Genomic DNA, 24,242 nt, shown 5'->3' on the forward strand with positions numbered 1-24,242 from the left:
GCCGAGCTGGGCCGGATTCGCAGCGCTTCGCGCGGGCTGATTGCTAAACATCAAGGAAGCGAACATCTTTGGCGTTCCGGGTGATGAAGCTGCGGCGCGCCTCGACGTCCTCACCCATCAGGATCGAGAACAGCTCGTCGGCCGCCGCGGCGTCGTCGAGGGTGACCTGGCGCAGTACCCGGATGGACGGATCCATGGTGGTCTCCCACAGCTCCTTGGCGTCCATCTCACCCAGACCCTTGTAGCGCTGGATGCCGTCGTCGGTGTTGATGCGCTTGCCGGCCTTCTTGCCGGCCTCGAGCAGTCCGTCGCGCTCGCGGTCCGAGTACGCGAATTCCGGTTCGCTGCGTTGCCATTTCAGCTTGTACAGCGGCGGCTGCGCCAGGAAGATGTGGCCGTTTTCCACCAGCGGCTTCATGAACCGGAACAGCAGCGTCAGCAGCAGCGTCGAGATGTGCTGGCCGTCGACGTCGGCGTCGGCCATCAGCACGATCTTGTGATACCGCAGCTTGGAGATGTCGAACTCGTCGTGGATACCGGTGCCCAGGGCCGTGATGATGGCCTGGACCTCGTTGTTCTTCAGCACGCGATCGATACGCGCCTTCTCGACGTTGATGATCTTGCCGCGCAGCGGCAGGATCGCCTGGAACATCGAGTCCCGGCCGCTCTTGGCCGAGCCACCGGCCGAATCGCCCTCCACCACATACAGTTCCGACTTCGTCGGGTCGGTGGAGCGGCAGTCGGCCAGCTTGCCGGGCAGACCCCCGATGTCGGTCGCGCTCTTGCGCCGCACCAGCTCCCGCGCCTTCCGCGCGGCGACGCGGGCCTGCGCCGACGAAACCGCTTTGTTGACAACCGTTTTGGCCTCGGCCGGGTTGGCCTCGAACCAGTGGGTCAGCTGCTCGTTACAGATCTTCTGCACGAACGACTTGACCTCGGTGTTGCCCAGCTTGGTCTTGGTCTGGCCCTCGAACTGGGGCTGCCGGACCTTCACCGAGACGACGGCCGCCAGGCCTTCACGAATGTCGTCACCGGTGAGGTTGGCTTCCTTCTCCTTCAGCAGCTTCTTGTCGCGCGCGTACTTGTTGACCACCGTGGTCAGCGCGGCGCGGAAGCCTTCCTCGTGCGTACCACCCTCGTGCGTGTTGATGGTGTTGGCGAAGGTGTGCACCGACTCCGAGTAGCCGGCATTCCACTGCATCGCGATCTCGACCTCATGGCCGTCACCCTTGCCACCAAAATCGATGATGCTCTGCTGGATGGCGCTCTTGGTGCGGTTGATGTGCTTGACGAAGTCGACCAGACCGTCGGGGTAGTGGAAGGTCCGGTGCTTCACCTTCTGCGGCGCCGCCGCTTCGGCGGCCTGCTCCTCGGCGGACTTGGGCGCTTCGGCATGATCGCTGACGACCTCATCGACGACCGCGGCGGCGGCGACGCGCTCGTCGGTCAGCTCGATGGTGAGGCCCTTGTTCAGGAACGCCATCTCCTGCAGCCGGCGGGCGATGGTCTCGAAGTCGTAGACCGTGGTCTCGAAGATGTCCGGGTCGGCCCAGAAGCGGATGATGGTACCGGTCTTCTTGGACGGCTCGCCCTTGCGCAGCGTGCCAGGGACGGACTTGTCATAGGTCTGGTGCCACTCGAAGCCGTCCTTGTGGATGTCGGCCTCGAGCCGCGTCGACAGGGCGTTGACCACGGAGACACCGACGCCGTGCAGACCACCGGAGACCTGGTAGGCGCCTTCCTCGAACTTGCCGCCGGCGTGCAGCACCGTCATGACGACGTCGACGGTCGGGATACCGGTGGCGTGCATCGCGACGGGGATACCGCGGCCGTCGTCGGTGACCTGGACGCCACCGTCCTCGAGGATGCGGACGTCGACCTTGGTCGCGAAACCGGCCATCGCCTCGTCGACCGCGTTGTCCACAACTTCCCAGATCAGGTGGTGCAGACCGCGCTCCCCGGTGGAGCCGATGTACATACCGGGACGCTTGCGGACCGCTTCCAGACCTTCGAGGACCTTGATCGAATCGGCACCGTACTCAGCCGGCGCATCCTTCTTTTGGGCAGCCACGTCGAACGCGTCTCCTTGGGGTTCGAGGGGGCGGTGAGGACACCGCTCTCAGATCTGTCGACAGTCTACCGGTAGGTACGGACGGCACTGACTTTCTGACAGCGTTTTGACACGTCTGTTCGCGCCGTGCGGGGAATTTCTCGGGTGATGTCGCGTCCGGACGCTCCAGGGGCGTCATCTGAGACTCATCGGCGCGCTGAGCGACGCCCAAATTTGGCGTCAGCCGAAGGTGTCGCGCGGTCCGCGGGCACCGAAATTCCGCGGGCCCTTCTGCCACGTCGGACCCGACGGACCCAGGATCTTCAGTGACGTGACGACGCCGTCGCCGACGGATGCGGCGATCTTCGCCAAAATCTGCGACTGCACCATCCGCAGCTGCGTCGCCCAGGCCGTGGATTCGGCCGTCACCGTGAGAACGCCCTCGCGCAGCGACGTGGGGGAGGCGTGCTCGGCGATCTGGTCGCCGACGACCGTCGACCACTGGCCGAACACCGATCCTTCGGCCATCCGGCCCGACCAGCCGCGGCTGCGGGCCAGGTCCATGGTCGCCGAACCCAGCAACTGCGGATCCCGGCGATCGGGCCCGGGTCCGGACCAGGTGCGCCGACCACCGCCGCGGCGGGTTTTCGAGACCGGCGCACTACGGCCGCGACCGACATCTTTTCCTTGGCTGCGGGCCGCACCGCGGGCTTCCTCCAGCGTGCGGCGCACCAGATCCATGCCCTTGAGATGGGCGAGATGTGGTGGCGGGAAAGCACTTTCGGGCATGTCCGGTTTCTGAGGCTCTTCACTCACGAGTCCACCACCGAAATCCGTCCGCCGTCGTCGTCACGCATCACCACATTGACCCGGGTGCCGTCCCAGTCCTGGGGAATGTCGTCGGGCACCGCCGCGGTGACCAAAACCTGCTCAGCCGATTGTGCCACGTCGGCGAGTGCTCGCCGGCGTGCCGAATCGAGTTCGGCGAACACGTCATCGAGGAGCAGCACCGGGTCGGTGCCGTCGGTCCGCAGTAGTTCGTAGGCGCCCAGGCGCAGCGCCAGCGCCATCGACCACGATTCGCCGTGGCTGGCAAAACCTTTCGCCAGCTGGTCGCCGAGGCGCAGCTCGAGGTCGTCGCGGTGCGGCCCGACCAGGCACACCCCGCGCTCGAGTTCGGCGGACCGGCGGCGGGCGAGTTCGTCGAGCAGGGCGCTCTGGTAGGCCGCGACGTCGACGGATCCGGTGCCGGCCTGTTCTTCGACGGCCTCGACCGAACTGCGGTAGCGGACGGATGCGGGCCGCGACGCGGGTGCCAGCAGGTGATAGGCCTTGGTGATCTCCGGGTGCAATTCGTTGATCAGGTTCACCCGCGCGGCGATCAGCTCGGCACCGTGGCTGGCCAGATGACCGTCCCACACGTCGAGGGTCTCGAGCGCGCCGGCATCCGCACCCCGAAAACGGCTGGCGCCCGCGGATTTCAGGAGCGCGGTGCGCTGCCGCACCACTTTTTCGTAATCCGCCCGCACCCCACCCAGCCGGGGACGGCGGGTGCTCGCGAGTTCATCGAGGTAGCGCCGGCGCTCCCCGGGATCGCCGCGGACCAACGACAAGTCCTCCGGCGCGAACAACACCGCCCGCAGGGCGCCGAGAATTTCGCGCGCGGACCGGACCGGGGAGCGGTTCAGCCGGGCCTTGTTGGCCCGGCCGGCCGTGATGTCGAGATCCACCGCCAGCTCACGGCCGTCGTTGACGACGATGGTGGAGACGACGGCACGCTCACATCCGGACCGGATGAGCGGGGCGTCCGAGGCGACGCGGTGAGACCCGAGCGTGGCCGTATACCACAGGGCCTCAACGATATTGGTCTTTCCGAAGCCGTTCTGGCCGACGAACACGGTCCGACCCGGTGCCAATTCCAGGTCGAGCCGCGGCCACGACCGGAAGTCGGTCAGACTGAGCTGTCGAACAAACACCTAGCCGGACTTACTGACCCTCTGGACGGCGTGGCCACCGAACTGGTTACGAAGTGCCGCAACGGCTTTCATGGTCGGGGAGTCGTCCTGCCGGGACAGGAACCGGGCGAACAGCGAGGCTGCGATGCTCGGTACCGGCACCCGCAGCCGGATGGCCTCCTCGACCGTCCACCGGCCTTCACCGGAATCCTCGGTGTAGCCGCTGATGTCGGCCAGCTGGGGATCTTCCTTCAGTGCCTTGGCCAGCAGCTGCTGCAGCCACGACCGCACGACGGTGCCGTTGGTCCAGGCCTGGTAGACCGCCTGCGGGTCCTTGATCAGGTCCGACGCGGCAAGCATCTCGTAACCCTCGCCGTAGGCGGTCATCAGCGCGTACTCCACGCCGTTGTGCACCATCTTGGCGAAGTGGCCGGCGCCGACCGGACCGGCGTGGACGAAGCCGTCCGCGAGATCTCCCTCGGGCCGCAGCGTCTCGAAGATCGGCATGACGCGGGCGACGTCCTCGTCACTACCGCCCACCATCAGGCCATAGCCTTCGGTCAGGCCCCAGACGCCACCGGAAACCCCGGCGTCGATGAATCCGATTCCCTTGTCCGCCAACAGCTTTGCATGCACGCCGTCTTCGGTGTAGCGGGAGTTGCCGCCGTCGATCACCAGGTCGCCGGAGCTGAGCACGTTCGCGAGATCCTCGATGGTCTCCCGCGTGATCTCACCCGAGGGCACCATGACCCACACCACGCGCGGGGCCTCGAGCTGCTCGGCGAGCGCGGCGAGCGACGGTACGTCGCTGACTTCCGGCCGCGGGTCGTATCCGATGACTTCGTGGCCGCCACCGCGCAGACGCTCGCGCATGTTGAAGCCCATTTTTCCGAGGCCGATCAACCCCAGTTGCATCAGTGCTTCCTCCGCTGTCGTGTTCCGGTCAGCCCGGCAGGCGCACCGGCATCAGCAGGTACACATAGTCGGTGTCCCCGGCGGGGAACGGACCGGATCCCGAGTACTGATTCTCCCCGGCGGGACGCAACACTGCAGGCTTGCTGGGCGTCGTGAACCCGAACGTCACACGATCGGCATGCAAAGAACCCAGGCCGTCGGTGAGGTAGGTCGGGTTGAACGCGATGGTCAACGGCTCGCCGTAGAACTCGACCGGCAGGTCTTCCTCGGCGCGACCGACGTCGTCGGCACCGGCCGACAGGCGCAGGATGTCGTCGGCGAACTCCATGCGGACCTGGGCGCCACGATCGGCGACCAGCGCGACACGCTTGATCGCCTCGGCGAGCTCGGCGACACCGATGGTGGCCACCGCGGTGTGCTCCGCCGGCAGCAGCTGGCGGAATTTCGGGAACTCGGCGTCGAGCAGGCGCGTGGTGGTGCGCTTGCCATTGCTCCGGATACCCAGCATTCCGTCCTTGCCGACAGCCTGACCGGCACCGAGCGACAGGTGCACCTCGGTGCCGTCGGCTCCCGACTTGGCGGACTCGGCCAGCGTCTTCGCCGGAACCAGCACGGCCGCTTCGAGATCCGGCACCGCCGAGTTCCAGGTCAGTTCGCGCACCGCGAGCCGGAACCGGTCGGTGGCAGCCAGCACGACCTTCTCGCCCGAGATCTCGACGCGCACACCAGTCAACATCGGCAGGGTGTCGTCGCGGCCGGCGGCGACCGCCACCTGACCGATGGCCTCGGCGAAGACGTTGGCGGGCACGATGCCGGTCTCATCCGGCAGCGCCGGCAGCGCCGGGTAGTCCTCGACCGCCATGGTCGGCAGGGAGAAGCGGGCGCTACCGCAGCTCAGCGCCACGCGGGTGCCTTCGACGCTGAGTTCCACCGGCTTGGCCGGCAGTGCGCGGGTGATGTCCGAGAGCAGCTTGCCCGAAACCAAAACACTGCCAGGAGACGCGATTTCAGCCGCCACGCGCACCTCGGCCGACACCTCGTAGTCGTATCCGGAGATGGTCAGACCGTCGTCGGAGCCAGTCAGCAGCACACCGGCCAGGACCGGGTTCAACGGCCGGGACGGCAGGATCCGGGCCACCCAGGCCACGGCGTCGGCGAAGTCTTCCCGAACGAGACGGAACTTCAAATCGGTCAGACCGGCTGTCGTCGCCACGTCCATAGCGTCCCTTCGCTGTTACCCCACCACGCTTACCTGCCGGATCCCGCCGTGAGGCGTGAACAACACGCATCGGCGTTGGTTCCGGCTATCGAAGAACACCGTAGAGCGTTCCGCGTGAAGTTGAAAGCTAAACGATCAGCCCGCACAGCCTGTGACGACCCCCGGAATCCCGTCGGGATCCGGTTGTCCACGGGGAGTTTCCCCAACGGACTGCTTTTAGAAGAAGATCCATAGGGATCTAAAGGTATTAGTAATAGGGGTTGTGCACGCTGTGGATGGATCCACGGAGTTGCTGGTCCGGGCCTCAGCGGCGGGATCCCGCCCTGTGCGCAGACTGTGCACGCGGCGTTAATCCAATCCTTGTATTTGTGGAGCGATCCGGCCATGTGGATTGTTCTGAGCAGAATCCCAGGGTTTATCCCATGTAGTACACAGCGCTGTGCACACCCCGTCGTGTGGCTGGAGGTGCTAGTGATGCCAAAAAAAATCTTTTTGAGATTCGGGTCGTAGGGGCACAAATCACGCTGGATCCGGGGATCTGGGGCTCGGGTACCCCACTCACGGCCCGCTAAAACAACACCGGCCCCCAGGCGATCACGCCTGCGGGGCCGGTGCCGAAGAAGACAGATTCAGTGCTTGGACCGCTGCCGGATCCGGGTGGTGAGTTCCTTGACGTGATCGAAAACCTCACGCCGCGAGGCCATTTCCTTCTTGATCTTGCGTTCGGCGTACATCACGGTGGTGTGGTCGCGGCCGAAGGCCTGCCCGATCCGCGGCAACGACAGGTCCGTGAGCTCCCGGCACAGATACATGGCGATCTGCCGGGACAGGGCGACGGCGCGGGTCTTACCGGGGCCGCGGAGCTCCTCCACGGTGGTCTCGAAGTACTCGGCCGTGGCCGCCATGATCGTGGCGATGCTGATCTGAGTGGTGCCGGCGTCAGCGATGAGATCTCGCAGCACGATCTCGGCCAGCGACTTGTCGATCATCGTCTTGTTCAGCGACGCGAACGCCGTCACGCGGATCAACGCACCCTCGAGCTCGCGGATGTTGCGATCGATGCGGCTGGCGATGAGCTCGAGTACGTCGTCCGGCACATCCAGGCGATCCATCTGCGCCTTCTTGCGCAGGATCGCGATGCGGGTCTCCAGCTCGGGCGGCTGAACGTCGGTGATCAGACCCCATTCGAACCGGGTCCGCAGCCGGTCTTCCAGCGTCGCAAGCTGTTTCGGCGGCCGGTCCGACGAGATGACGATCTGCTTGTTCGCGTTGTGCAGCGTGTTGAAGGTGTGGAAGAACTCTTCCTGAGTGCTTTCCTTGCCTTCGATGAACTGGATGTCGTCGACCAGCAGGACGTCGATGTCGCGGAAGCTGCGTTTGAACGACGCGGTCCGGTCGTCCCGCAGCGAGTTGATGAAGTCGTTGGTGAACTGCTCGGTCGAGACGTACTTGACCCGCATGCCGGGGAACAGCTTCTGCGCGTAATTGCCCGCCGCGTGCAGCAGGTGCGTCTTGCCCAGACCTGATTCACCCCAGATGAACAGCGGGTTGTAGGCGCGGGCCGGCGCCTCGGCGATCGCCAGTGTCGCGGCGTGCGCGAACCGGTTGGAGGCGCCGATGACAAAGGTGTCGAAGGTGTAGCGCCGGTTGAGGCTCAGATCGGCCGATTCGTCGGCGGGCGGCCGGTTGAAGTACCGGGGCCAGGTCTCTTCGGCGCCGGGCAGCTCGTCGGCGTCGTCGTCCAAGTCGTCGGCGACGGCGGCTGGTTCGGGTTCGGGCGTGTCGGCTTCGGGGGCTTCCGCGGCCACCGGCCGGTCATCGGTCTCCGGGACCGCGATGCGGACACCGAGATCGACGCGTTGTCCGAGGTGCCGGCTCAGCGCGGCGATGATCGGTTCGCGCAGGTGCCGTTCGATCTCGTTCTGCACGAACTGCGTGGGCACCGACAGCAACGCGAAACCCTCGGTCAGCACCAGCGGCTGAACCATGCGCAACCAGGCCCGTTGTTGGGCGGTCAGCGTCGTGGTGCCGCCGAGGTCACCGTTGAGTTCGGCGACCACGCTTTTCCAGATGTCGGTGAACGATGCACTGGGGTTAGCGGTCAACGACTACTACCCCCTCGCAACCGCCTGACCGGCGGCTCAATAAAACGACGACAATCTGTCCACATAGTTATCCACAGACTGTGGACAAAGTAGGAGAGTGCCGTCGTGCTCGTGTTTTGCATGCAGGAAGCCCGCGCGCTGAGGCTCGTCACAGGAACGTCTGTGGGCTCGTAGCGTCGGGACCTCTCTGGCTTGTTGTCTGGCGCCGTCGTGCAACGGCATTGGCAGAAGCTAACAAGTTTTCGGTTCGTCCGCCAACCGTTCGGCAACATTGGTTCGAGGTTCTTGGGCGTGTCGGCTTGCCACGTTGCGAGTGGGACAACTGTGACGAACTCATGTGCGATCCGCCTCGCTTCTCGCTACGAAGCGGTAACGGTTGCTGACGTGGGACAGCGAGGTTTGACCCGGAGAATTCAGATCAGTACCCTCGAACAGTCGCCCACACGTGGTGATACGGCTGCGACCGGGGAAGTTCTGCCACGAACTTCGATCGGTACCGCGCCGGCTAGCAAGCAAGATGCGTGCGCTTACCAGCGACGACCGTGCCCACCGGCATGACTCGTTCATGTCGGTGGGCGAGTGCGGGCGTCACATAGTTGAGGAGATACAGCCGTGGCCAAGGGCAAGCGGACTTTCCAGCCGAACAACCGCCGTCGGGCTCGTGTGCACGGCTTCCGTCTGCGTATGCGGACCCGTGCCGGCCGCGCCATCGTGTCGGCACGTCGCGGCAAGGGCCGTCGCTCTCTCACTGCGTGACCTGACGCAGGATCGAAGCACCGTGCTTCCGGCTCGTAACCGGATGACGCGCTCGACAGACTTTCGAGTCACCGTGAGCCGCGGTGTGCGCTCGGCGCAACGGGATCTCGTGGTGCACTCATTGGCACCACGAGATTTTGGCGATGCCGAGTCAAACACCGAGCAGGCGCCGAAAGTCGGTCTGGTCGTAGGTAAATCGGTCGGCAACGCCGTCCAGCGACACCGGGTGTCCCGTCAGCTCCGTCATGCCAGCCGGGATCTGCTGGCGGAGCTGCAGTCCGGTGAGCTGCTGGTGATCCGGGCCCTGCCCGGCAGTCGCGAAGCTGCCACCGCCACGCTGCAGGACGAACTGCGAGTCGCAGTGCAGCGCGCTCACGCGAAGTCCGGATCCCGGCCATGAGTCAGCGGCTGGCCCGCGGGCTGATCTTTCTCATCGAGCTGTACCGCAACATGGTGTCGCCGATGCGTCTGCCCAGCTGCCGGTTCAGCCCCACCTGTAGCCAGTACGCCGTCGAGGCACTCACCGAACACGGATTGTTCCGTGGTTGTTGGCTGACGACAGTCCGGCTGGCCAAGTGTGGCCCGTGGCATCACGGGGGATGGGACCCCATTCCCGAAAGACGGTCCGCGGCAACCGCCGCGCAGTCAAGGAGCGATTCGCTTGTCTTTTAACTGGTTCAGTCTGGACTACATCTATTACCCGGTATCCGGGATCATGTGGCTCTGGTACAAGCTTTTCGGCGCGATCCTGGGTGCGGAGAACTTCTTCGCCTGGGGCCTGTCGGTGATGTTCCTGGTGTTCACCCTGCGCGCCATCCTGTACCGGCCGTTCGTCCGCCAGATCGAGACCACCCGGCAGATGCAGGAACTGCAGCCCCAGATCAAGGAACTGCAGAAGAAGTACGGCAAGGACCGCCAGCGGCTCGCACTCGAGATGCAGAAGCTGCAGAGCGAACACGGTTTCAACCCGCTCCTGGGCTGTCTGCCGATGCTGGCGCAGATTCCGGTGTTCCTGGGCCTGTTCCACGTGCTGCGCTCGTTCAACCGCACGGAGGGCGCCGGGATGGGCATCGGTGCCCAGGCGCTGTCCATCGAGCAGAACCGGTCGATCGGCAACTACTTCTTCAGCGCCACCGACGTCAGCCACTTCCTGAACACCGATCTGTTCGGTGCGCCGTTGGGCGCCACCATGATTCAGACCGGTGAGAGCCTCAAGGCGTTCGCGCACTTCGATCGCATGTCGGTGATCCTCGTCGGCATTCCGCTGATGATCGTCTCGGGTATCGCGACCCACATGAACAGCCGCGCGTCGGTGGCCCGGCAGAGCCTGGAAGCCCAGCAGAACCCGCAGACCCAGCTGATGAACAAGCTGGCGCTGTACGTGTTCCCGTTGGGTGTCGTGGTGTCCGGTCCGTTCCTGCCGATCGCCATTCTCATGTACTGGGTGGCCAACAACATCTGGACCTACGGCCAGCAGCACGTGGTGTTCAACCGGATCGAGAAGCGTGAGGCGGAGGAGAAGGAACAGGCGATCGCGCGCCGTTCCGCCAATGCCCCGGCACCCGGTGTGAAGCCGAACCGGTCCAAGAAGGGCAATCCGCAGGCTGCCCCGGCCAGCTCGGGTACCGACGTCGAACAGACCGGAACAGAGCTCGACGGCACGGAATCCGGTGCGGCCGGGTCCAAGCCGGCGCCGGGCGCCAAGCCCAACAAGAAGAAGCGTTGACCGGTCAGAGGGTAAAGACCCTGAGCGACGGCCGGTGCAAGAGGGAGAAGGCAGGGATATGACAGACACAGAAACGCAGGCGGAGGCCCCGGCCCCGACGACGGCCGAGGCCGCTCCTGCAAGCAAGAACGACGATCTCGAGGAGCGACTGGTCGCCGAAGGCGAGATCGCCGGCGACTACCTCGAGGAACTCCTCGATCTGCTGGACTTCGATGGTGACATCGATCTGGACGTCGAAGGCGACCGTGCGGTCGTCAGCATCGACGGCGGCAACGATCTGAGCAAGCTCGTGGGACGCAAGGGCGAGGTGCTGGACGCGCTTCAGGAGCTGACCCGGCTGGCCGTGCACCAGAAGACCGGCGAACGCAGCCGGTTGATGCTGGACATCGCCCGGTGGCGTCGCCAGCGTCGTGATGAACTGGCTGCGCTGGGCAAGAAGGTGGCCGAGCGGGTGCTGGCGTCGGGTGAGCGCGAAGAGCTGTCTCCGATGACGCCGTTCGAGCGCAAGATCGTGCACGACGCCGTGGCGGCCGTGGACGGCGTCCACAGCGAGAGCGAGGGCGTCGAGCCGTCGCGCCGGGTGGTTGTGCTGCTCGATTGAGCACCTTAATTACATCGATGTTGTTCGTCGGCGGCGAGCTGGCGGGGAAAGTGGAGGCCGTTTCACGTGAAACATGGTGAAGCCCCATCCCCACCGGCCGCCGCCGTCGACGTTTTCGGTGAGCGGGCCGAGCTCGCGCACCGCTATGCCGAGATCCTCGCCGGCGACGGAATCGAGCGCGGACTGATCGGCCCGTCGGAAGTGGGCCGGTTGTGGGACCGTCACGTGATGAATTGCGCCGCTATAGGTGAGTTGGTCTCCAGCGGCGAACGAATCGGCGATATCGGCAGTGGAGCCGGGCTCCCGGGCATCCCATTGGCGTTGGCGCGGCCCGATGTTCACGTGGTCCTGATCGAGCCGCTGCTGCGCCGCGCAGACTTCCTCCGGGAGGTAGTCACCGAGCTCGGCATCGACGTCACCGTGATTCGGGGTCGCGCCGAGGAGCGCACGGTCCGGGCGGAGGCAGGAGAGCTCGACGTCGTCACCTCGCGAGCGGTGGCCGCCCTCGACAAACTGGCGAAGTGGAGCCTGCCGCTCCTCAAAGTCGACGGACGGATGCTGGCTCTCAAGGGGGAGCGAGCGGCCGATGAGATCGTCGAACACCGTCGGGCACTCAACTCACTCGGTGCTGTGGACGTAAGGGTGGTGAAATGTGGCGTGAACTATTTGACTCCGCCCGCAACCGTGGTCGTGGCGAAACGCGGAGCCAAGCGCGCGGCAACCGGCCGACCGGCCAAGAACCGGCGATGACATCGTCGGCCCGGGGGAGCGACAAGTCCGCCGAGGTTTTGACAGCGGCCGACCCGGCCGCCACATCAGGAAAGGCAGTGAGCGATGCCAGGGGCGAGCGTAGCGACGGGGAGTCTGATGTTTCACGTGAAACGTGGCCGAGCGTGACGATGGATACGCCGATCGGGGCGGAAGCCGAACGCGCGGTCCAGATCCTGCACGGCGCCAAGGGACAGCAGCTGCCGCGGCCGACGCATCAGCGGGTGTTCACCATCGCCAACCAGAAGGGCGGCGTCGGTAAGACCACCACGGCGGTCAACATGGCCGCGGCCCTGGCCCTGCAGGGACTCAATGTTCTGGTCATCGATCTGGACCCTCAGGGCAACGCGAGCACCGCGCTGGGCATCGAACACCGGCCGGGCACCGCGTCGTCGTACGAGGTGCTGATCGGGGAGATCACCCTGGAGAGCGCACTGCAGCGGAGCCCGCACAACGAGCGCCTGTACTGCGTCCCGGCGACCATCGACCTGGCCGGCGCCGAGATCGAGTTGGTCAGCATGGTGGCACGTGAAACCCGGCTGCGGAACGCCCTCGCGACGCTCAAAGACCACAACTTCGACTACGTCTTCATCGACTGCCCGCCCTCGTTGGGTCTGCTGACCATCAACGCACTCGTGGCGGCGCCCGAGGTGCTGATCCCGATCCAATGCGAGTACTACGCCCTGGAGGGCGTGGGTCAGCTGCTGCGCAACATCGAGATGGTCAAGGCGCACCTCAACCCCCAGCTGGACGTCACGACCGTCGTCCTCACGATGTACGACGGCCGCACCAAACTCGCCGACCAGGTCGCGATGGACGTCCGAGACCACTTTGGCGATAAGGTTTTGCGGACCGTCATCCCACGCAGCGTCAAGGTTTCCGAGGCACCGGGATACGGCATGACGATCCTGGATTACGACCCGGGATCACGTGGTGCAATGAGCTATCTGGACGCCAGCCGTGAACTCGCCCAGCGTGGCGAGTCGGGAGTGAGGAAGTAACGATGTCGCAGCCGAAGAAGCGCAGCGGACTCGGACGGGGGCTGGCGGCACTCATCCCGACCGGTGCACCCGAGGACGGGCAGCAGGACACCTCGCTGCGAATGGGGTCTGCGGCTGCCGACGTGTTGATCGGCGGTGGCGGTCCGGCCGGTCCGGTCAATGGCGCGGTAGCCGCAGATTCGGCCGCGGCGGCCAGGGCCGAAGCCGAGGCGATCGGCGCGGTGTACCGCGAGATCGAGCCGTCGGCCATCCAGCCGAACCCGCGCCAGCCGCGCAGCGTCTTCGATGCGGACGCGCTCGCGGAACTGGTGCACTCCATCCGTGAGTTCGGGCTCATGCAGCCCATCGTGGTGCGCGAGCTGAGCCAGCCGTCCGGACCGCATCGCTACCAGCTGATCATGGGTGAGCGCCGGTGGCGCGCCTCGCAGGAAGCCGGCCTGACGGCGATCCCGGCGATCGTCCGCGAGACAGCGGACGACAACATGCTGCGCGACGCGCTGCTTGAGAACATCCACCGGGTCCAGCTGAACCCGCTCGAAGAGGCGTCGGCCTACCAGCAGCTGCTGGAGGAGTTCGACGTCACCCACGAGGAACTGGCGACCCGCATCGGCCGGTCGCGTCCGGTGATCACGAACATGATCCGGCTGCTGAAGCTGCCCATCGCGGTGCAGCGTCGCGTTGCCGCGGGCGTGTTGTCGGCCGGCCACGCCCGGGCGCTGCTCGCGCTCGAAGGGGGACCGGAGAAGCAGGAGGAGCTCGCGGCCCGCATCGTGGCCGAGGGGCTGTCCGTGCGTGCCACCGAGGAAGCGGTCACGCTGGCCAACCGCGACGGTGACAAGCCGGCGCCGGCGCCCAAGCGCAAGCCGATCCAGATGCCCGGTCTGCAGGACGTGGCCGAGCAGCTGTCGACCGCGTTCGACACCAAGGTCACGGTGAGCCTGGGCAAGCGCAAGGGCAAGATCGTCGTCGAGTTCGGCTCGGTTGACGACCTCCAGCGCATCGTCGAACTGATGAAGACGGAACAGGGCTGACCGACCCGATTTCGGGTCTGCGACAACCCGACCAGGGACAAGGCCCCGTTACGTCACTGTGACGGTGATGTTCGGGGGAGTGTCGGACGGGGAGGGGATGCGCGATGTTTCACGTGGAACAGTTCAGCGTCCGGTCGACGTCGATCCCGACTGAACAAATCGAGTCGACGGCGCCGGCGTCTCTTATCCTGGTAGAGCAGCCTGATCCGATCGGGTGGACGACGGGAGTCTGGTGAGTTCACGAATCACGCCGCTGCGCCTCGAATCGTTCGAGCGGCTGCCGAAGCATGCGCGGCGTTGTGTCTTCTGGGAAGTCGATCCGTCAACACTCGGGGACAGCGACCACCTCAGCGACCCGGAGTTCGAGAAGGAAGCATGGCTGTCGATGGTCATGCTCGAGTGGGGATCGTGCGGACAGCTGGCGGTCGCGTGCGATCCGGACCGTGCCGAGGACCCCAACGATGACGCGCCCTGTCTGGGCTATGCGTTCTATGCGCCGCCGCGCGCCGTGCCGCGGGCCGGGCGCTTTCCCACCGGGCCGGTCAGCCCCGACGCGGTCCTGCTGACGACGATCGGAGTCGACTGCCCCGACGACGGCGACGGACTGTCGCGCCACCTGATCGCTGCCGTCGTCGCCGATCTGGTTCGTCGTGGTGTACGCGCGTTGGAGGCGTTCGGCCGGACCACCGAGGTTGCCCGTCTCGGTGGGACACAGGCCTGTCCGGAGGAGCTGGCGGCGACGATCGAGGCGTTCGGCGAGTGCGCCGTCGATCAGTGCGTGATCGAAGCGGACTTCCTTCAGGACAACGGCTTCGAGATCGTGGCGCCGCACCCCTACTTCCCGCGACTGCGGCTGGAACTCGAACAGGGACTCGGCTGGAAGGCGGACGTCGAGGCGGCGCTGGAGCGACTGCTGGAGAGCAGCGCCTTGCAACAGCCCGTCGGGGCGGTCACCAGCCCCGCGCTGTGGACGCCGCACACCGGTCGATAGGGGAGCGGGTTCCACGGTGAACACGCGTGCCTGACGCCTCGTCGAAGCCCGACGACTGCGGACTGCTCGACGTCGGCGACGGCAACCGGATGTACTGGGAGACCCGCGGCAGTCCCGTCGGGGAGCCGGTTCTGATCGTCCACGGCGGCCCGGGCGCCGGCAGGTCCCGCAACGCACACAAACAGTTCGACCCGGAGCGCTTCCGCATCGTGGCGTTCGATCAACGTGGATGCGGTGACAGCGTGCCGAGCGCGGCGGACCCGTCGACCGACATGTCGTGCAATACGACCGCGCATTTCCTCGCCGATATGGAGGCGCTGCGCCGTCATCTCGGCATCGATCGCTGGCTGCTGTACGGCGGCTCCTGGGCGTCCACGTTGATCCTCGCCTACGCGCAACGGCACCCGGATCGCGTGCTCGGCATCGTGCTGATCGGCGTGACGATGACGCGGCCGCAGGAGGTCGACTGGCTGTACCGCGGACTGCGGCGCTTCCGTCCTGCCGAGTGGCAGCGGTTCCGTGACGGTGTGCCCGAGGGGGACCGGGACGGCAGTCTGGTCGAGGCGTATCGCCGGTTGATGGAGCACCCGGACGCCGCTGTGCGTGAGCGGGCGGCGCAGGATTGGTGTGCGTGGGAAGACGCTGCGATAGCCCATGAGGCGTTGGGGAAGCCGGGTCAGTACTCGGCGAAGATCGATGCCGGCCGACTGGCCTTCGTTCGCATCTGCACGCACTACTTCGCCCACGCGGCATGGTTGGATGATGGCCAACTGCTGCGGGACGCGCACCGATTGGCCGGCATCCCCGGCGTGCTGATCCACGGTCGTCTCGACCTCTCCGCGCCCGTCCGGACGGCGTGGGAACTCGCTCAGGCATGGCCGGGCGCCGAGCTCCGGATCATCGAGGACTCCGGCCACACGGGCAGCCCGGCGATGGCGGCGGCGATTGCAGACGCTGTCGAACGGTTCGCTCCACCTCGGAGTTAGCGCGGCCGTTCCACGTGAAACATCGGGCCGAACCGACGGGAGTCCGCGGGGCCCCGACGCCGGTACCGGCCGCCACACAGGCAGCCGTCGGCCGTACCCTCTGGCACCCACACCGGAATCCTCGCGATCACACGTGGGTCGCGGTCGCGCTGGAATCGCGCCGGTGCCGCGGCCATGTAGGTGCGGTCTGAATCCACACCGGCGCGCTACGGCTGCCCGACGCGGAACCGGTATCGGCCAGACCAACCGAGCAGCACTGCGCGGCTCTGTGTCCCGCGGGCCGAACGTCATCGCTCGACCGAGTCGAGACGCCGGACGTGCGCGGCGCCCTGACGCCGCGCCGGCTTGTCTCTGATCGGAATCGGCGGCGCGGGCAAGACACGGCCAGCGGTCCACGTGGCTGTCGCGATGGTCGGTGGGTGGGTACGTCGGTCGCACAACGGCCACCCACGCCGCCGGTGAAGCCCCCGAGCGCCGGCCCGACTGACCGAACCACTAGGCCGTTCCCCAACCGACACACGGCTGCGATTGATCCGCGACACGAGACACACGTCTGGTCGGGTACGCGTAGGCAGCGCGCACGTCCTCGGCGCGAGCGACCTCGGCGCCGCAATTGCGCGGTGCGGGATTGGGGGCGCCGTTGGCGTGCGCGGCGAAGCGGTGTTGCCAAGAGCACCGTCGGCGCGCGTTGCCCGGCCTGGGATCGACATGCCGCGCCAGTGCGGGCAGGGGGGAGGGGAAGCCGGATGCAGGACCCCGGCAAGCGTCGGCTCGGCGGCGGCCTACTGGCCGTCCAGCAGTTGGACGATGCGTGCGCGGCGGAGATTCAGGTCGCCGATTCGGGCGTCCATCTCGGCCAGTGTCTGTCTGATGGCGGCGGCGATGGCCGGGCACATGTCGACCGTGCTGCCGTCGATGCAGGGCAGTAGTTGTCGAATGGTGCGTACGCCGAAGCCGGTGTCGATCAGCATCCGGATGCGGCGCACATTTTCCACGGTGTCGGCGGGGTAGTCGCGGTAGCCGTTGGACCGGCGTGGCGGTGCGATCAGACCCTGAGCCTCGTAGTAGCGCAGCGACCTGACCGAGCTGCCGGTTACCGCCGCCACTTCACCGATGCGCACGCGAGCTCCTCTTGGGTTGACCTTGACACTGATGTCAGGGTCTAACTTCGCCGCATGCCCAACGATTCCCTACTTTCCACGTTGACGGTCACCCGCGTCGGCTCCGGTCCCGCCCTCCTTCTCGCGCACGGAGCAGGTGGCGGTGTCGCACTGAATTTCGGCCAACTCATGGACGAGATGGCCGGCGAGCGAACGCTGATCGGTGTGGACTACCCGGGCTCGGGAGGCAGTCCGTTGACGGCGAGTTCGTATCGCGTCGACGATCTGGCTGACGCGATCGTCGCCGCCGGGCGAGCGGCCGGCTTCGAACGATTCCCGATCGTCGGCCTATCGCTGGGCTCGGCGGTTGCCATCACCGCGGCACTCCGTCATCCCGAGGCCGTCAGCGCCTTGGTCCTGACGGTGGGCTTCGCGCACGCCGATCCACAGTTGCGGTTGGTGGTCGATGTCTGGCGCTATCTGGCCGCGCACGACCGCGACGTCCTGGCGCGGTTCCTGACAGCAGTGTCGTCGCCGTCGGCGTTCGACGAGGCCGGCAATCTCGACGAGATCGTGGCCGACGTCCGCGCGAGCATCCCGGCCGGCAGTTCGCAGCAGGCTGCCCTGGCTGCCGAAATCGACCTTCGCGACCGCCTCGCGGAAGTCGCGATCCCGACGTTGGTCGTGGCGGCGGGCGTGGACCGCATCGTGCAGCCGTCCTCGACGCGCGCTCTGGCAGCGGGCATACCTGGCGCAGTCCTGATGGAATATCCAGACGCCGGTCACATCTTCACACCGGACGAGGGGCGGATATGGATCTCCGATATTCGGAAGTTTCTGCTGGCGTACCAGCTGTGACGGACAGGTGGCACTGGCGGGTGGCCGTGCTGTCTGCCGCCGCCTTCGTGTACCTCGCCGCAGAGATGTTTCCGGTCGGCGTCGTCCCGCAGATGGCCGACGGACTGCACACAACAGTGCCCGCTGCGGGGCTGTTGGTGGGCGTGTACGCGGTGGCTGCTGGAGTGGCAATCATCCCGGTGGCTCTGGCGACTCGTCGCGTCGAGCATCGCGTCATGCTGACCGCCGCCTTGGCTTCACTGTCGTTGTCGCAACTGCTGCTGGCCGTCGCACCGACGCCCGGGTGGGCAGTCTTCGCCCGGGTCGTCGGCGCGATCTTGCATGGTTCGGTGTGGTCCCTGGCTCCGGTCTTGGCCAGTGCTCTCGCACCCGCCGGCCGTGCGGGGCAGGCGACCGCGCTGGTGTTCGTCGGGGCGGCACTGGGGTTGGCTGGGGGATCCCCGCTGACGACGCAGCTTTCCCTACTCATCGGGTGGAGAGCCGCGTCGCTGGTGCTGGCGGTGCTTGCCCTGATCTTGGCGGTGGCCATTGCGGTGCTGATTCCCCGCCATATCGGTCGTACCGTGACGGCGCCGACCGCCGGCCGATCCGGTGAGCCGCACACTGTCGCGGCGGTCTGCGTACTGACGCTGCTGGTGGTGACCGCCGCCTATGCGCCGTATTCGTTCATCACGGTGTTGGCCGGCGACATCGGGATCCCGGCCGCCGGGCTCCCGGTTCTGCTCCTGGGCTATGGCGGCGCCGCGCTGGCGGCGGTCGTCGTCGCCGGACGAGTGCTCGATCGACACCGCTACGCTGTCGTCGTCGCGGCCCTGACGGGCCTGCTGATCGCGTTCGCGACGCTGAGCCTGACTGGCTCGCGCGGGTTGTTCGTCGCGGCAGTTCTGTTGTGGGGAGCGGCCTTTGCGTGCTGGGCGCCGACCATGCAGACGATCCTCATCAAGCGTTGCCCCAACGCTGCCTTCGCGTCCTATCTGTACGTGCTGGCGTTTCAAGTCGGGATCTTCTCCGGCGCCTGGGCGGGGTCGCAGCTCGTGGCCTCAGGTGCGGCAGCATCGCTGACGGTGCTCGCGCTCATCGGTGTCGGGTGCGCGTCACCGGTGGCGCTGTTGGCCCGACGGTGGTTGTGATCGGGAGAACCCATTCCGGTGAGCGACATCGGGGGACTCCAGGCCGGAACACCCGCCAATGGGGCCTGAATCACGATGACCCAGGACCAACCGGAACAAGCGTCACGTGACGCTCATGTCGCACCCGCCCTTGCGGTCGAAATCGGGGGCGCGGCCGGCGATCCGGGGACGTCTGGGCGTCCGGCGCTTCCCGGTCCGCCAGGCGGGCCATGAGACGTCAGTGGCGGCCATGCAGCACGACGCTGGGGGAGACGGGGTTCGGGCCGGCACGAGTGAGTGGAGCCCGCTAGACCGCCTTCGCGGCGATGGCGACCAGAGCGTCGACCACCTCCGGCAGCGGGCGGGTCGTGTCGATCTCGTGGGTGGCCGACTGCCGCAGCAGCGGTTCGATCTCTGCGATGTCGGCCAGGATCCGGGCGCGCTCGTCGGCACTCTTGCCGAACGGATTGTTGGTCCGGTGTCGCAGCCGATCCAACACGACATCGGTTGGGGCGGTGAGGAGTACGACCGCATCGAACCGGCCGTAGAAGCGCCACTGGTTGGCCACGGTGCCCTGCACGAACAAAGGCCCGTCGCGCGGTTGCTTCAGCAGCTCGTCGATGAGTGGTTCGCGCCAGAGCGGCTCGCCGTCGACGACGTCGATCCACTCCCCATCGTCGGTATCGACTGTGGCGTAACCCCGTTCGGCTAGGCCGGCCAGCGTCGTCGACTTGCCGACCCCGGACATGCCGGTCACGAGAACCGTGGCGTGGCCACTCATACCGACTGATTCAACCAGCCCGCGCACCGAAATGCGGTGGCGCGCAGGACGAAAACCCTGAGGGCAGCAGGGCTAGGCGCCGGCCTGGCCGGCCTGCTCGACCGACATCTCGTGAGCCAGCAGCTCGGCGAACGTGAAAGTGCCTGTGGGACGGTCGTTCTTACCCAGCAGGTACAGCCGCTTGACGGCGGCCAGGATGCCTTCGGCGATGGAGTCGCGGTGGCCGGGGGAGGTGAGCAGCTCCCGGTCGTGCGGGTTGCTCACGTAGCCGATGTCGACCTGCACCGTGGGCATCCGGGTGAGCCGCAGCAGGTCCCAGGTGCGGCCGTGGGTCCGGCAGTCACGTAAACCGCTGCGCGCCACGACTTCCCGCTGAATGAAGTCCGCGAGGTTGCGGCCGATGGTGGACACCGAACCGTGCGAGTTGCCGAAGTAGAACGAGGCGACGCCGTTGGCTGCCGGGCTGGGCAGGCTGGCGCACCGCAGGCTGATCATCAGATCGGCACCGACCGCGTTGGCCGTTGCGGCCCGCTCGGCGTCGGCCGGGCTGCCGCTGACGGGGCGCGACAGGAACGTGTCCATGCCGATGGCCGTCATGCGGCCTTCCAGCCGGCTGGCGAGGTCCCACAGGACGTCGGCTTCACTGACCGGGCCGGACGGGCTGGTCATGATGAGCCCGCGGTCGTCGCCGCCGCGGCCCGGATCGATGATGATCCGCTTTCCGGTCAGACGGGGGCCACTGCGCCGGACGAGTTCCTCTTCGCGGATGGCGTGCGGCGAACCGCCGGTGACCCGCGAACCCAGGAAGTACAGCGAGCGCAATGTCTCCGGACCGCAGATGCCGTCGGGGAACATGCCGTACTCGCGCTGGTACGACATCAGGCCGTTGTGGGTCTGCAAGCCGAAATGACCATCGACGAGTCCGGTGTAGAAGCCGAGATCCTGCAGCCGGGCCTGCAGGGTGGCGACGTCGTCGCCGTACATCGGGGCACCGAACTGGTGCGAGAGCGTGCGCGCCCCCAGGCGGTACGAGGCCTCTTTCAGCGCGCGGTACGTCGCTTCGCCGACCATGCCGTCGACGAGCAGGCCACGCTGCTGCTGGAAGGCACGCACGGCCTGGTCGAGTTCCTCGTCGAAGAGGTCGAGCGCGACGTGCTTGCCGGTGGTGAGATCCGCGTCGGGACTGTCCAGCAGCCCCAGGGCGGCCAGTGCGGCCCGAATCTCGGTGACCGAACCTCCCCGGTCACCGCGACGCAGTATCGACATTCCTGGCCTTTCAATCACGGACGCCAGGCGGGCGGACAGCTGCGCACTGGCGGGACGCCTGGACCCATTGTCGCAGACGCTCCTCAGGATTCCGCAACTTCACAGGCAGCAGCGGTGCGCCCCGCCGAAACCGGCGGGTGCGCGGCCGCTGCTGCGATCAGAGTTCGTCGGCGATTTCGCGCAGGAGGGCGGCCTTGCCCTTGGCACCGACGATGCGCTTCACCGGCTCGCCGTCCTTGAACAGGATCAGGGTCGGGATCGAGACGACGTTGAAGCTGCGGGCGGTCTCGGGGTTGGCGTCGACGTCGAGCTTGGCGATCGTCAGCTCCCCGGCCTTCTCGCCGGCCAGTTCCTCGAGCACCGGGGCGATCATCTTGCACGGTCCGCACCAGGTCGCCCAGAAGTCGACCAGCACCGGGGTGCCGCTCTTGATGACGTCGCTGTCGAACGAACCGTCGGTGACGGTCAGCGTTGCGCTGCCCTCGCTCATGTACTGCTCCTCTCGGGTGAACTCTGTGGGGGAAGGACGATCAGCCGTGGTGCTCGGCGAGCCAGCGCTCGGCGTCGATGGCCGCCGCGCAGCCGCTGCCGGCCGCGGTGATGGCCTGCCGGTAGGTGTGGTCGACCAGATCGCCTGCGGCGAAGACGCCGTCCAGTGACGTGCTGGTGGTGCGGCCCTTGACCTGAACGTAGCCCTCGTCGTCGAGGTCGACGAGGCCGCGCACCAGCTCCGACCGCGGGTCGTGGCCGATGGCGACGAACACGCCGGTGACCGGGAGCTTGCTCTCCTCGCCGGTGACGGTGTTGCGCAGCAGCAGCCCGCTGACCTTCGAATCACCTTCCACCGCAACAACTTCGGTGTTGGTGACGAACGTGATCTTCTCGTTGGCCTGCGCACGCTCCAGCATGATCCGCGAGGCGCGGAACTCGTCGCGGCGGTGAATCAGCGTCACCGAGCGGGCGAAGCGCGTCAGGAACGTCGCCTCTTCCATGGCGGAGTCGCCGCCGCCGATGACGGCGATGTCCTGGTCGCGGAAGAAGAAACCGTCACAGGTGGCGCATGTGCTGACGCCCTGGCCGATCAGCTCCTGCTCACCCGGCACGCCGAGGTGGCGGGCGGCGGCGCCCATGGCGAGGATGACGGCGCGGGCCTGATGGGTCTCGCCGTCGACCGTGACGGTCTTGACGGGTCCGTCGAGGGACACCGCCTCGACGTCCTCCATGCGCAGGTCGGCGCCGAACCGCAGCGCCTGCTCGCGCATCTCCTCCATGAGCACGGGACCGGTGATGCCCTCCTTGAAGCCCGGGTAGTTCTCCACCTCAGTGGTGGTCATCAACGCACCACCGAACTGGACACCTTCGAAAACCAGCGGCTTGAGCTGGGCGCGGGCCGTGTACACCGCAGCGGTGTAGCCGGCCGGCCCGGAGCCGATGATGATCACGTCGTGCACGGTGTCTTGGGTGGTCATGGCCGCCTTTCATCTGGCTCTGGTCAGGCTCATACCTGGTCGGCCTGCTGCCAGAGTCGGTACGCCTATAACACCAGGGTAAGTGCCGGTGTTCCCGGCCGTTTGGCGGGCTCCGGGGCGGTCAGCGGCGCGATTGCGCCGGCGGGCCCGGAGCGTCGGGGATGACGGCGTCGGCGGCCAGGCCGGCGTCGCTCGAATTGCAGCCGGGAGACACCACCAGGGCCATCAGAGCGCCGTCGTCGGCTTTCGGGAGCAGCAGGAGCACCTGGGCACGGTCGTGCATCGTCAGGGTGGCCGCGCCGAGGACCGCGGTGGTGGGCGAGTAGCCGAGCCCCGTCAGGCAGGACCGCAGGCGATCCGGTGCGGCGAGCGCGCCCAACTCGGGTGGCCGGCTCCGCAGGTCCAGGATCTGCCGGTCCGGCCACGGCATCCCGGCCTGGCGCTGCACCGTCAGTGACGCCGCCTTGGGACCGGCGGAGACGCGGACGGGCTCGTCGGGTCCGCTTAACACCACGACGGCACCGATGCCGACGGCGAGCAGCCCGGCGACGGCCGCGGCGACGACGGCGGGACGTGCCGTGCGCGCGCCGTGGCCGGCGGGCCGACCGGGGACGACGGTGTGGCGCGGCTTCGGGCTGGGATCGCGCAGGGCCGAGCCGATGCGGGCGGTCGCGTCTGCGGGCAGGTCGGTGGCGGTGGAGTCGTCCGCCAGGTCGTGGACGTCGCGCCGGACCTGTTCGAGTGCGGCGTACCGACGGGCGAGCGCCGGATCGTCGCGGATGCGGCGGCGCAGTCGGGCCGCGGTGGCGTCGTCGAGCAGTCCGGCCTGCAGATCGGCCAGGAGCTCGAGGGAGACGGACTGATCGGCCTGTTCGTCGTCCACCTGCCGAAGCCTAATCCGGTCGCCGCAGAGACCCGCGGTACACCGTCGCCGGTGATCGGGGCGAAAACGTCACGTGACCGGCACCCGTCAGTCGGCGAGGTGGGCGAGCGACTGCGCGAGCTTCGCGCGCGCCCGCGAGCAGCGGCTCTTCACGGTGCCCTCCGCGATACCCAGCATCGCCGCGGTCTCGGCAACCGAGTAGCCCTGCATGTCGACGGCGACCACGGCCGCCCGCTGTTCGACCGGCAGCCGCAGCAGCGCCCGTTCGATGACGATGGTGGTCTCGATCCGGTGTGCGGGGTCCGCGGTCCGGCAGGTGGCGTCGCTGAGCTCTTCGGCACGGTGAAACTTGTTGTGCCGCAACCGGTCCAGGCACGAGTTCACGACGATGCGGCACAGCCAGCTGCGCACCGAACTGTCGTGCCGGAACCGCGGCGCGTGCCGGTGGGCCTTGAACAGCGCGTCCTGCAGGGCGTCCAGCGCATCCTGTGGGTCGTGGCTCGTCAGGCGGGCGAGCCGGTACAGCTGGTGCCGGTGTCGGTAGAACAGCTCCTCGAACGCGTACCGCTCACCGGCGATGTGCGCCGCGAGCAACTCTGCGTCTGATGCGTCCGACTGTGGCGCCCCGAAACTCCCCACTTCCGAACCATAAAGCGGGTCCGGGAACGCACC

25 protein-coding genes are annotated in these 24,242 nt (G+C 67.0%); 12 read left to right on the plus strand and 13 right to left on the minus strand.

What is annotated here, in order from left to right; genetic code table 11:
* Window positions 1-43 precede the first annotated feature (43 nt).
* From gyrB to dnaA, 6 genes are all read right to left on the minus strand, one after another.
* Window positions 44-2,071 carry a DNA topoisomerase (ATP-hydrolyzing) subunit B gene (gene gyrB, locus VXD91_RS23825; RefSeq protein WP_346416621.1) on the minus strand — a complete coding sequence of 676 codons (2,028 nt, stop codon included), beginning with the start codon at window positions 2,069-2,071 and terminating at the stop codon, window positions 44-46.
* Window positions 2,072-2,290: 219 nt separating this feature from the next.
* On the minus strand, window positions 2,291-2,839 hold the full coding sequence (locus VXD91_RS23830) for a DUF721 family protein (protein ID WP_318985906.1): 549 nt from the start codon (window positions 2,837-2,839) through the stop codon (window positions 2,291-2,293).
* 23 nt (window positions 2,840-2,862) lie between these two features.
* On the minus strand, window positions 2,863-4,026 hold the full coding sequence (gene recF, locus VXD91_RS23835) for a DNA replication/repair protein RecF (protein WP_346416622.1): 1,164 nt from the start codon (window positions 4,024-4,026) through the stop codon (window positions 2,863-2,865).
* A complete protein-coding gene (gene gnd / locus VXD91_RS23840) occupies window positions 4,027-4,920 on the minus strand; it encodes a phosphogluconate dehydrogenase (NAD(+)-dependent, decarboxylating) (protein ID WP_346416623.1) in 894 nt (297 codons plus the stop codon).
* Between the two features lie 28 nt (window positions 4,921-4,948).
* Window positions 4,949-6,139, minus strand: coding sequence for a DNA polymerase III subunit beta (gene dnaN, locus VXD91_RS23845; protein ID WP_061006386.1), 1,191 nt, complete (start codon window positions 6,137-6,139; stop codon window positions 4,949-4,951).
* Window positions 6,140-6,768: 629 nt separating this feature from the next.
* Window positions 6,769-8,244 (minus strand): chromosomal replication initiator protein DnaA, encoded by a 1,476-nt coding sequence (gene dnaA / locus VXD91_RS23850; protein WP_346416624.1) that lies wholly within the window; start codon window positions 8,242-8,244, stop codon window positions 6,769-6,771.
* Between the two features lie 612 nt (window positions 8,245-8,856).
* Here dnaA and rpmH point away from each other — a divergent pair.
* From rpmH to pip, 10 genes are all read left to right on the plus strand, one after another.
* A complete protein-coding gene (gene rpmH / locus VXD91_RS23855) occupies window positions 8,857-9,000 on the plus strand; it encodes a 50S ribosomal protein L34 (protein ID WP_073695092.1) in 144 nt (47 codons plus the stop codon).
* A gap of 22 nt (window positions 9,001-9,022) precedes the next feature.
* On the plus strand, window positions 9,023-9,400 hold the full coding sequence (rnpA, locus tag VXD91_RS23860) for a ribonuclease P protein component (RefSeq protein ID WP_318985845.1): 378 nt from the start codon (window positions 9,023-9,025) through the stop codon (window positions 9,398-9,400).
* Window positions 9,397-9,672 carry a membrane protein insertion efficiency factor YidD gene (gene yidD / locus VXD91_RS23865; RefSeq protein WP_020099892.1) on the plus strand — a complete coding sequence of 92 codons (276 nt, stop codon included), beginning with the start codon at window positions 9,397-9,399 and terminating at the stop codon, window positions 9,670-9,672. The genes rnpA and yidD overlap by 4 nt, the downstream gene beginning before the upstream one ends.
* Window positions 9,662-10,726 (plus strand): membrane protein insertase YidC, encoded by a 1,065-nt coding sequence (gene yidC / locus VXD91_RS23870; protein WP_318985844.1) that lies wholly within the window; start codon window positions 9,662-9,664, stop codon window positions 10,724-10,726. Before yidD ends, yidC begins: the two co-directional genes overlap by 11 nt.
* 58 nt (window positions 10,727-10,784) lie before the next feature.
* Window positions 10,785-11,327, plus strand: coding sequence for a R3H domain-containing nucleic acid-binding protein (locus VXD91_RS23875; protein WP_020099890.1), 543 nt, complete (start codon window positions 10,785-10,787; stop codon window positions 11,325-11,327).
* A gap of 66 nt (window positions 11,328-11,393) precedes the next feature.
* Window positions 11,394-12,077 carry a 16S rRNA (guanine(527)-N(7))-methyltransferase RsmG gene (gene rsmG, locus VXD91_RS23880; protein WP_318985843.1) on the plus strand — a complete coding sequence of 228 codons (684 nt, stop codon included), beginning with the start codon at window positions 11,394-11,396 and terminating at the stop codon, window positions 12,075-12,077.
* Window positions 12,078-12,226: 149 nt separating this feature from the next.
* Window positions 12,227-13,096, plus strand: a complete 870-nt coding sequence (locus VXD91_RS23885; RefSeq protein ID WP_020099888.1) for a ParA family protein — start codon at window positions 12,227-12,229, stop codon at window positions 13,094-13,096.
* A gap of 2 nt (window positions 13,097-13,098) precedes the next feature.
* Window positions 13,099-14,127, plus strand: coding sequence for a ParB/RepB/Spo0J family partition protein (locus VXD91_RS23890; RefSeq protein WP_318985842.1), 1,029 nt, complete (start codon window positions 13,099-13,101; stop codon window positions 14,125-14,127).
* Window positions 14,128-14,359: 232 nt separating this feature from the next.
* The gene (locus tag VXD91_RS23895; RefSeq protein ID WP_318985841.1) at window positions 14,360-15,118 is read left to right on the plus strand and encodes an acetyltransferase; all 759 of its coding nucleotides are present in this window, start codon (window positions 14,360-14,362) and stop codon (window positions 15,116-15,118) included.
* 26 nt (window positions 15,119-15,144) lie between these two features.
* Window positions 15,145-16,104: a prolyl aminopeptidase gene (pip, locus tag VXD91_RS23900; RefSeq protein WP_346416625.1), complete on the plus strand. Its 960-nt coding sequence runs from the start codon at window positions 15,145-15,147 to the stop codon at window positions 16,102-16,104.
* A 782-nt stretch (window positions 16,105-16,886) separates the two neighbouring features.
* Here pip and VXD91_RS23905 read toward each other — a convergent pair.
* Window positions 16,887-17,225, minus strand: a complete 339-nt coding sequence (locus VXD91_RS23905) for a MerR family transcriptional regulator (RefSeq protein ID WP_346416626.1) — start codon at window positions 17,223-17,225, stop codon at window positions 16,887-16,889.
* Window positions 17,226-17,279: 54 nt separating this feature from the next.
* On the opposite strand from VXD91_RS23905, the gene VXD91_RS23910 reads away from it, so the two are divergent.
* Window positions 17,280-18,062, plus strand: coding sequence for an alpha/beta fold hydrolase (locus VXD91_RS23910; protein WP_346416627.1), 783 nt, complete (start codon window positions 17,280-17,282; stop codon window positions 18,060-18,062).
* Window positions 18,059-19,192 carry an MFS transporter gene (locus tag VXD91_RS23915; RefSeq protein ID WP_346416628.1) on the plus strand — a complete coding sequence of 378 codons (1,134 nt, stop codon included), beginning with the start codon at window positions 18,059-18,061 and terminating at the stop codon, window positions 19,190-19,192. Before VXD91_RS23910 ends, VXD91_RS23915 begins: the two co-directional genes overlap by 4 nt.
* Before the next feature lie 286 nt (window positions 19,193-19,478).
* On the opposite strand, the gene VXD91_RS23920 is transcribed toward VXD91_RS23915, so the two are convergent.
* From VXD91_RS23920 to sigM, 6 genes are all read right to left on the minus strand, one after another.
* Window positions 19,479-19,952, minus strand: a complete 474-nt coding sequence (locus VXD91_RS23920; protein WP_318985837.1) for an AAA family ATPase — start codon at window positions 19,950-19,952, stop codon at window positions 19,479-19,481.
* 72 nt (window positions 19,953-20,024) lie between these two features.
* A complete protein-coding gene (locus tag VXD91_RS23925) occupies window positions 20,025-21,218 on the minus strand; it encodes an N-acetylmuramoyl-L-alanine amidase (RefSeq protein WP_212807799.1) in 1,194 nt (397 codons plus the stop codon).
* Between the two features lie 157 nt (window positions 21,219-21,375).
* Window positions 21,376-21,708 (minus strand): thioredoxin, encoded by a 333-nt coding sequence (gene trxA / locus VXD91_RS23930; protein ID WP_020099879.1) that lies wholly within the window; start codon window positions 21,706-21,708, stop codon window positions 21,376-21,378.
* Window positions 21,709-21,748: 40 nt separating this feature from the next.
* The gene (gene trxB / locus VXD91_RS23935) at window positions 21,749-22,687 is read right to left on the minus strand and encodes a thioredoxin-disulfide reductase (protein WP_346416629.1); all 939 of its coding nucleotides are present in this window, start codon (window positions 22,685-22,687) and stop codon (window positions 21,749-21,751) included.
* 121 nt (window positions 22,688-22,808) lie between these two features.
* A complete protein-coding gene (locus VXD91_RS23940) occupies window positions 22,809-23,570 on the minus strand; it encodes a hypothetical protein (protein ID WP_346416630.1) in 762 nt (253 codons plus the stop codon).
* 87 nt (window positions 23,571-23,657) lie between these two features.
* Window positions 23,658-24,209: an RNA polymerase sigma factor SigM gene (sigM, locus tag VXD91_RS23945; RefSeq protein ID WP_212807796.1), complete on the minus strand. Its 552-nt coding sequence runs from the start codon at window positions 24,207-24,209 to the stop codon at window positions 23,658-23,660.
* Window positions 24,210-24,242: the final 33 nt, after the last annotated feature.

Origin of the sequence: Mycobacterium sp. SM3041, from assembly GCF_039668335.1 — a bacterium.
Lineage (GTDB): Bacteria > Actinomycetota > Actinomycetes > Mycobacteriales > Mycobacteriaceae > Mycobacterium.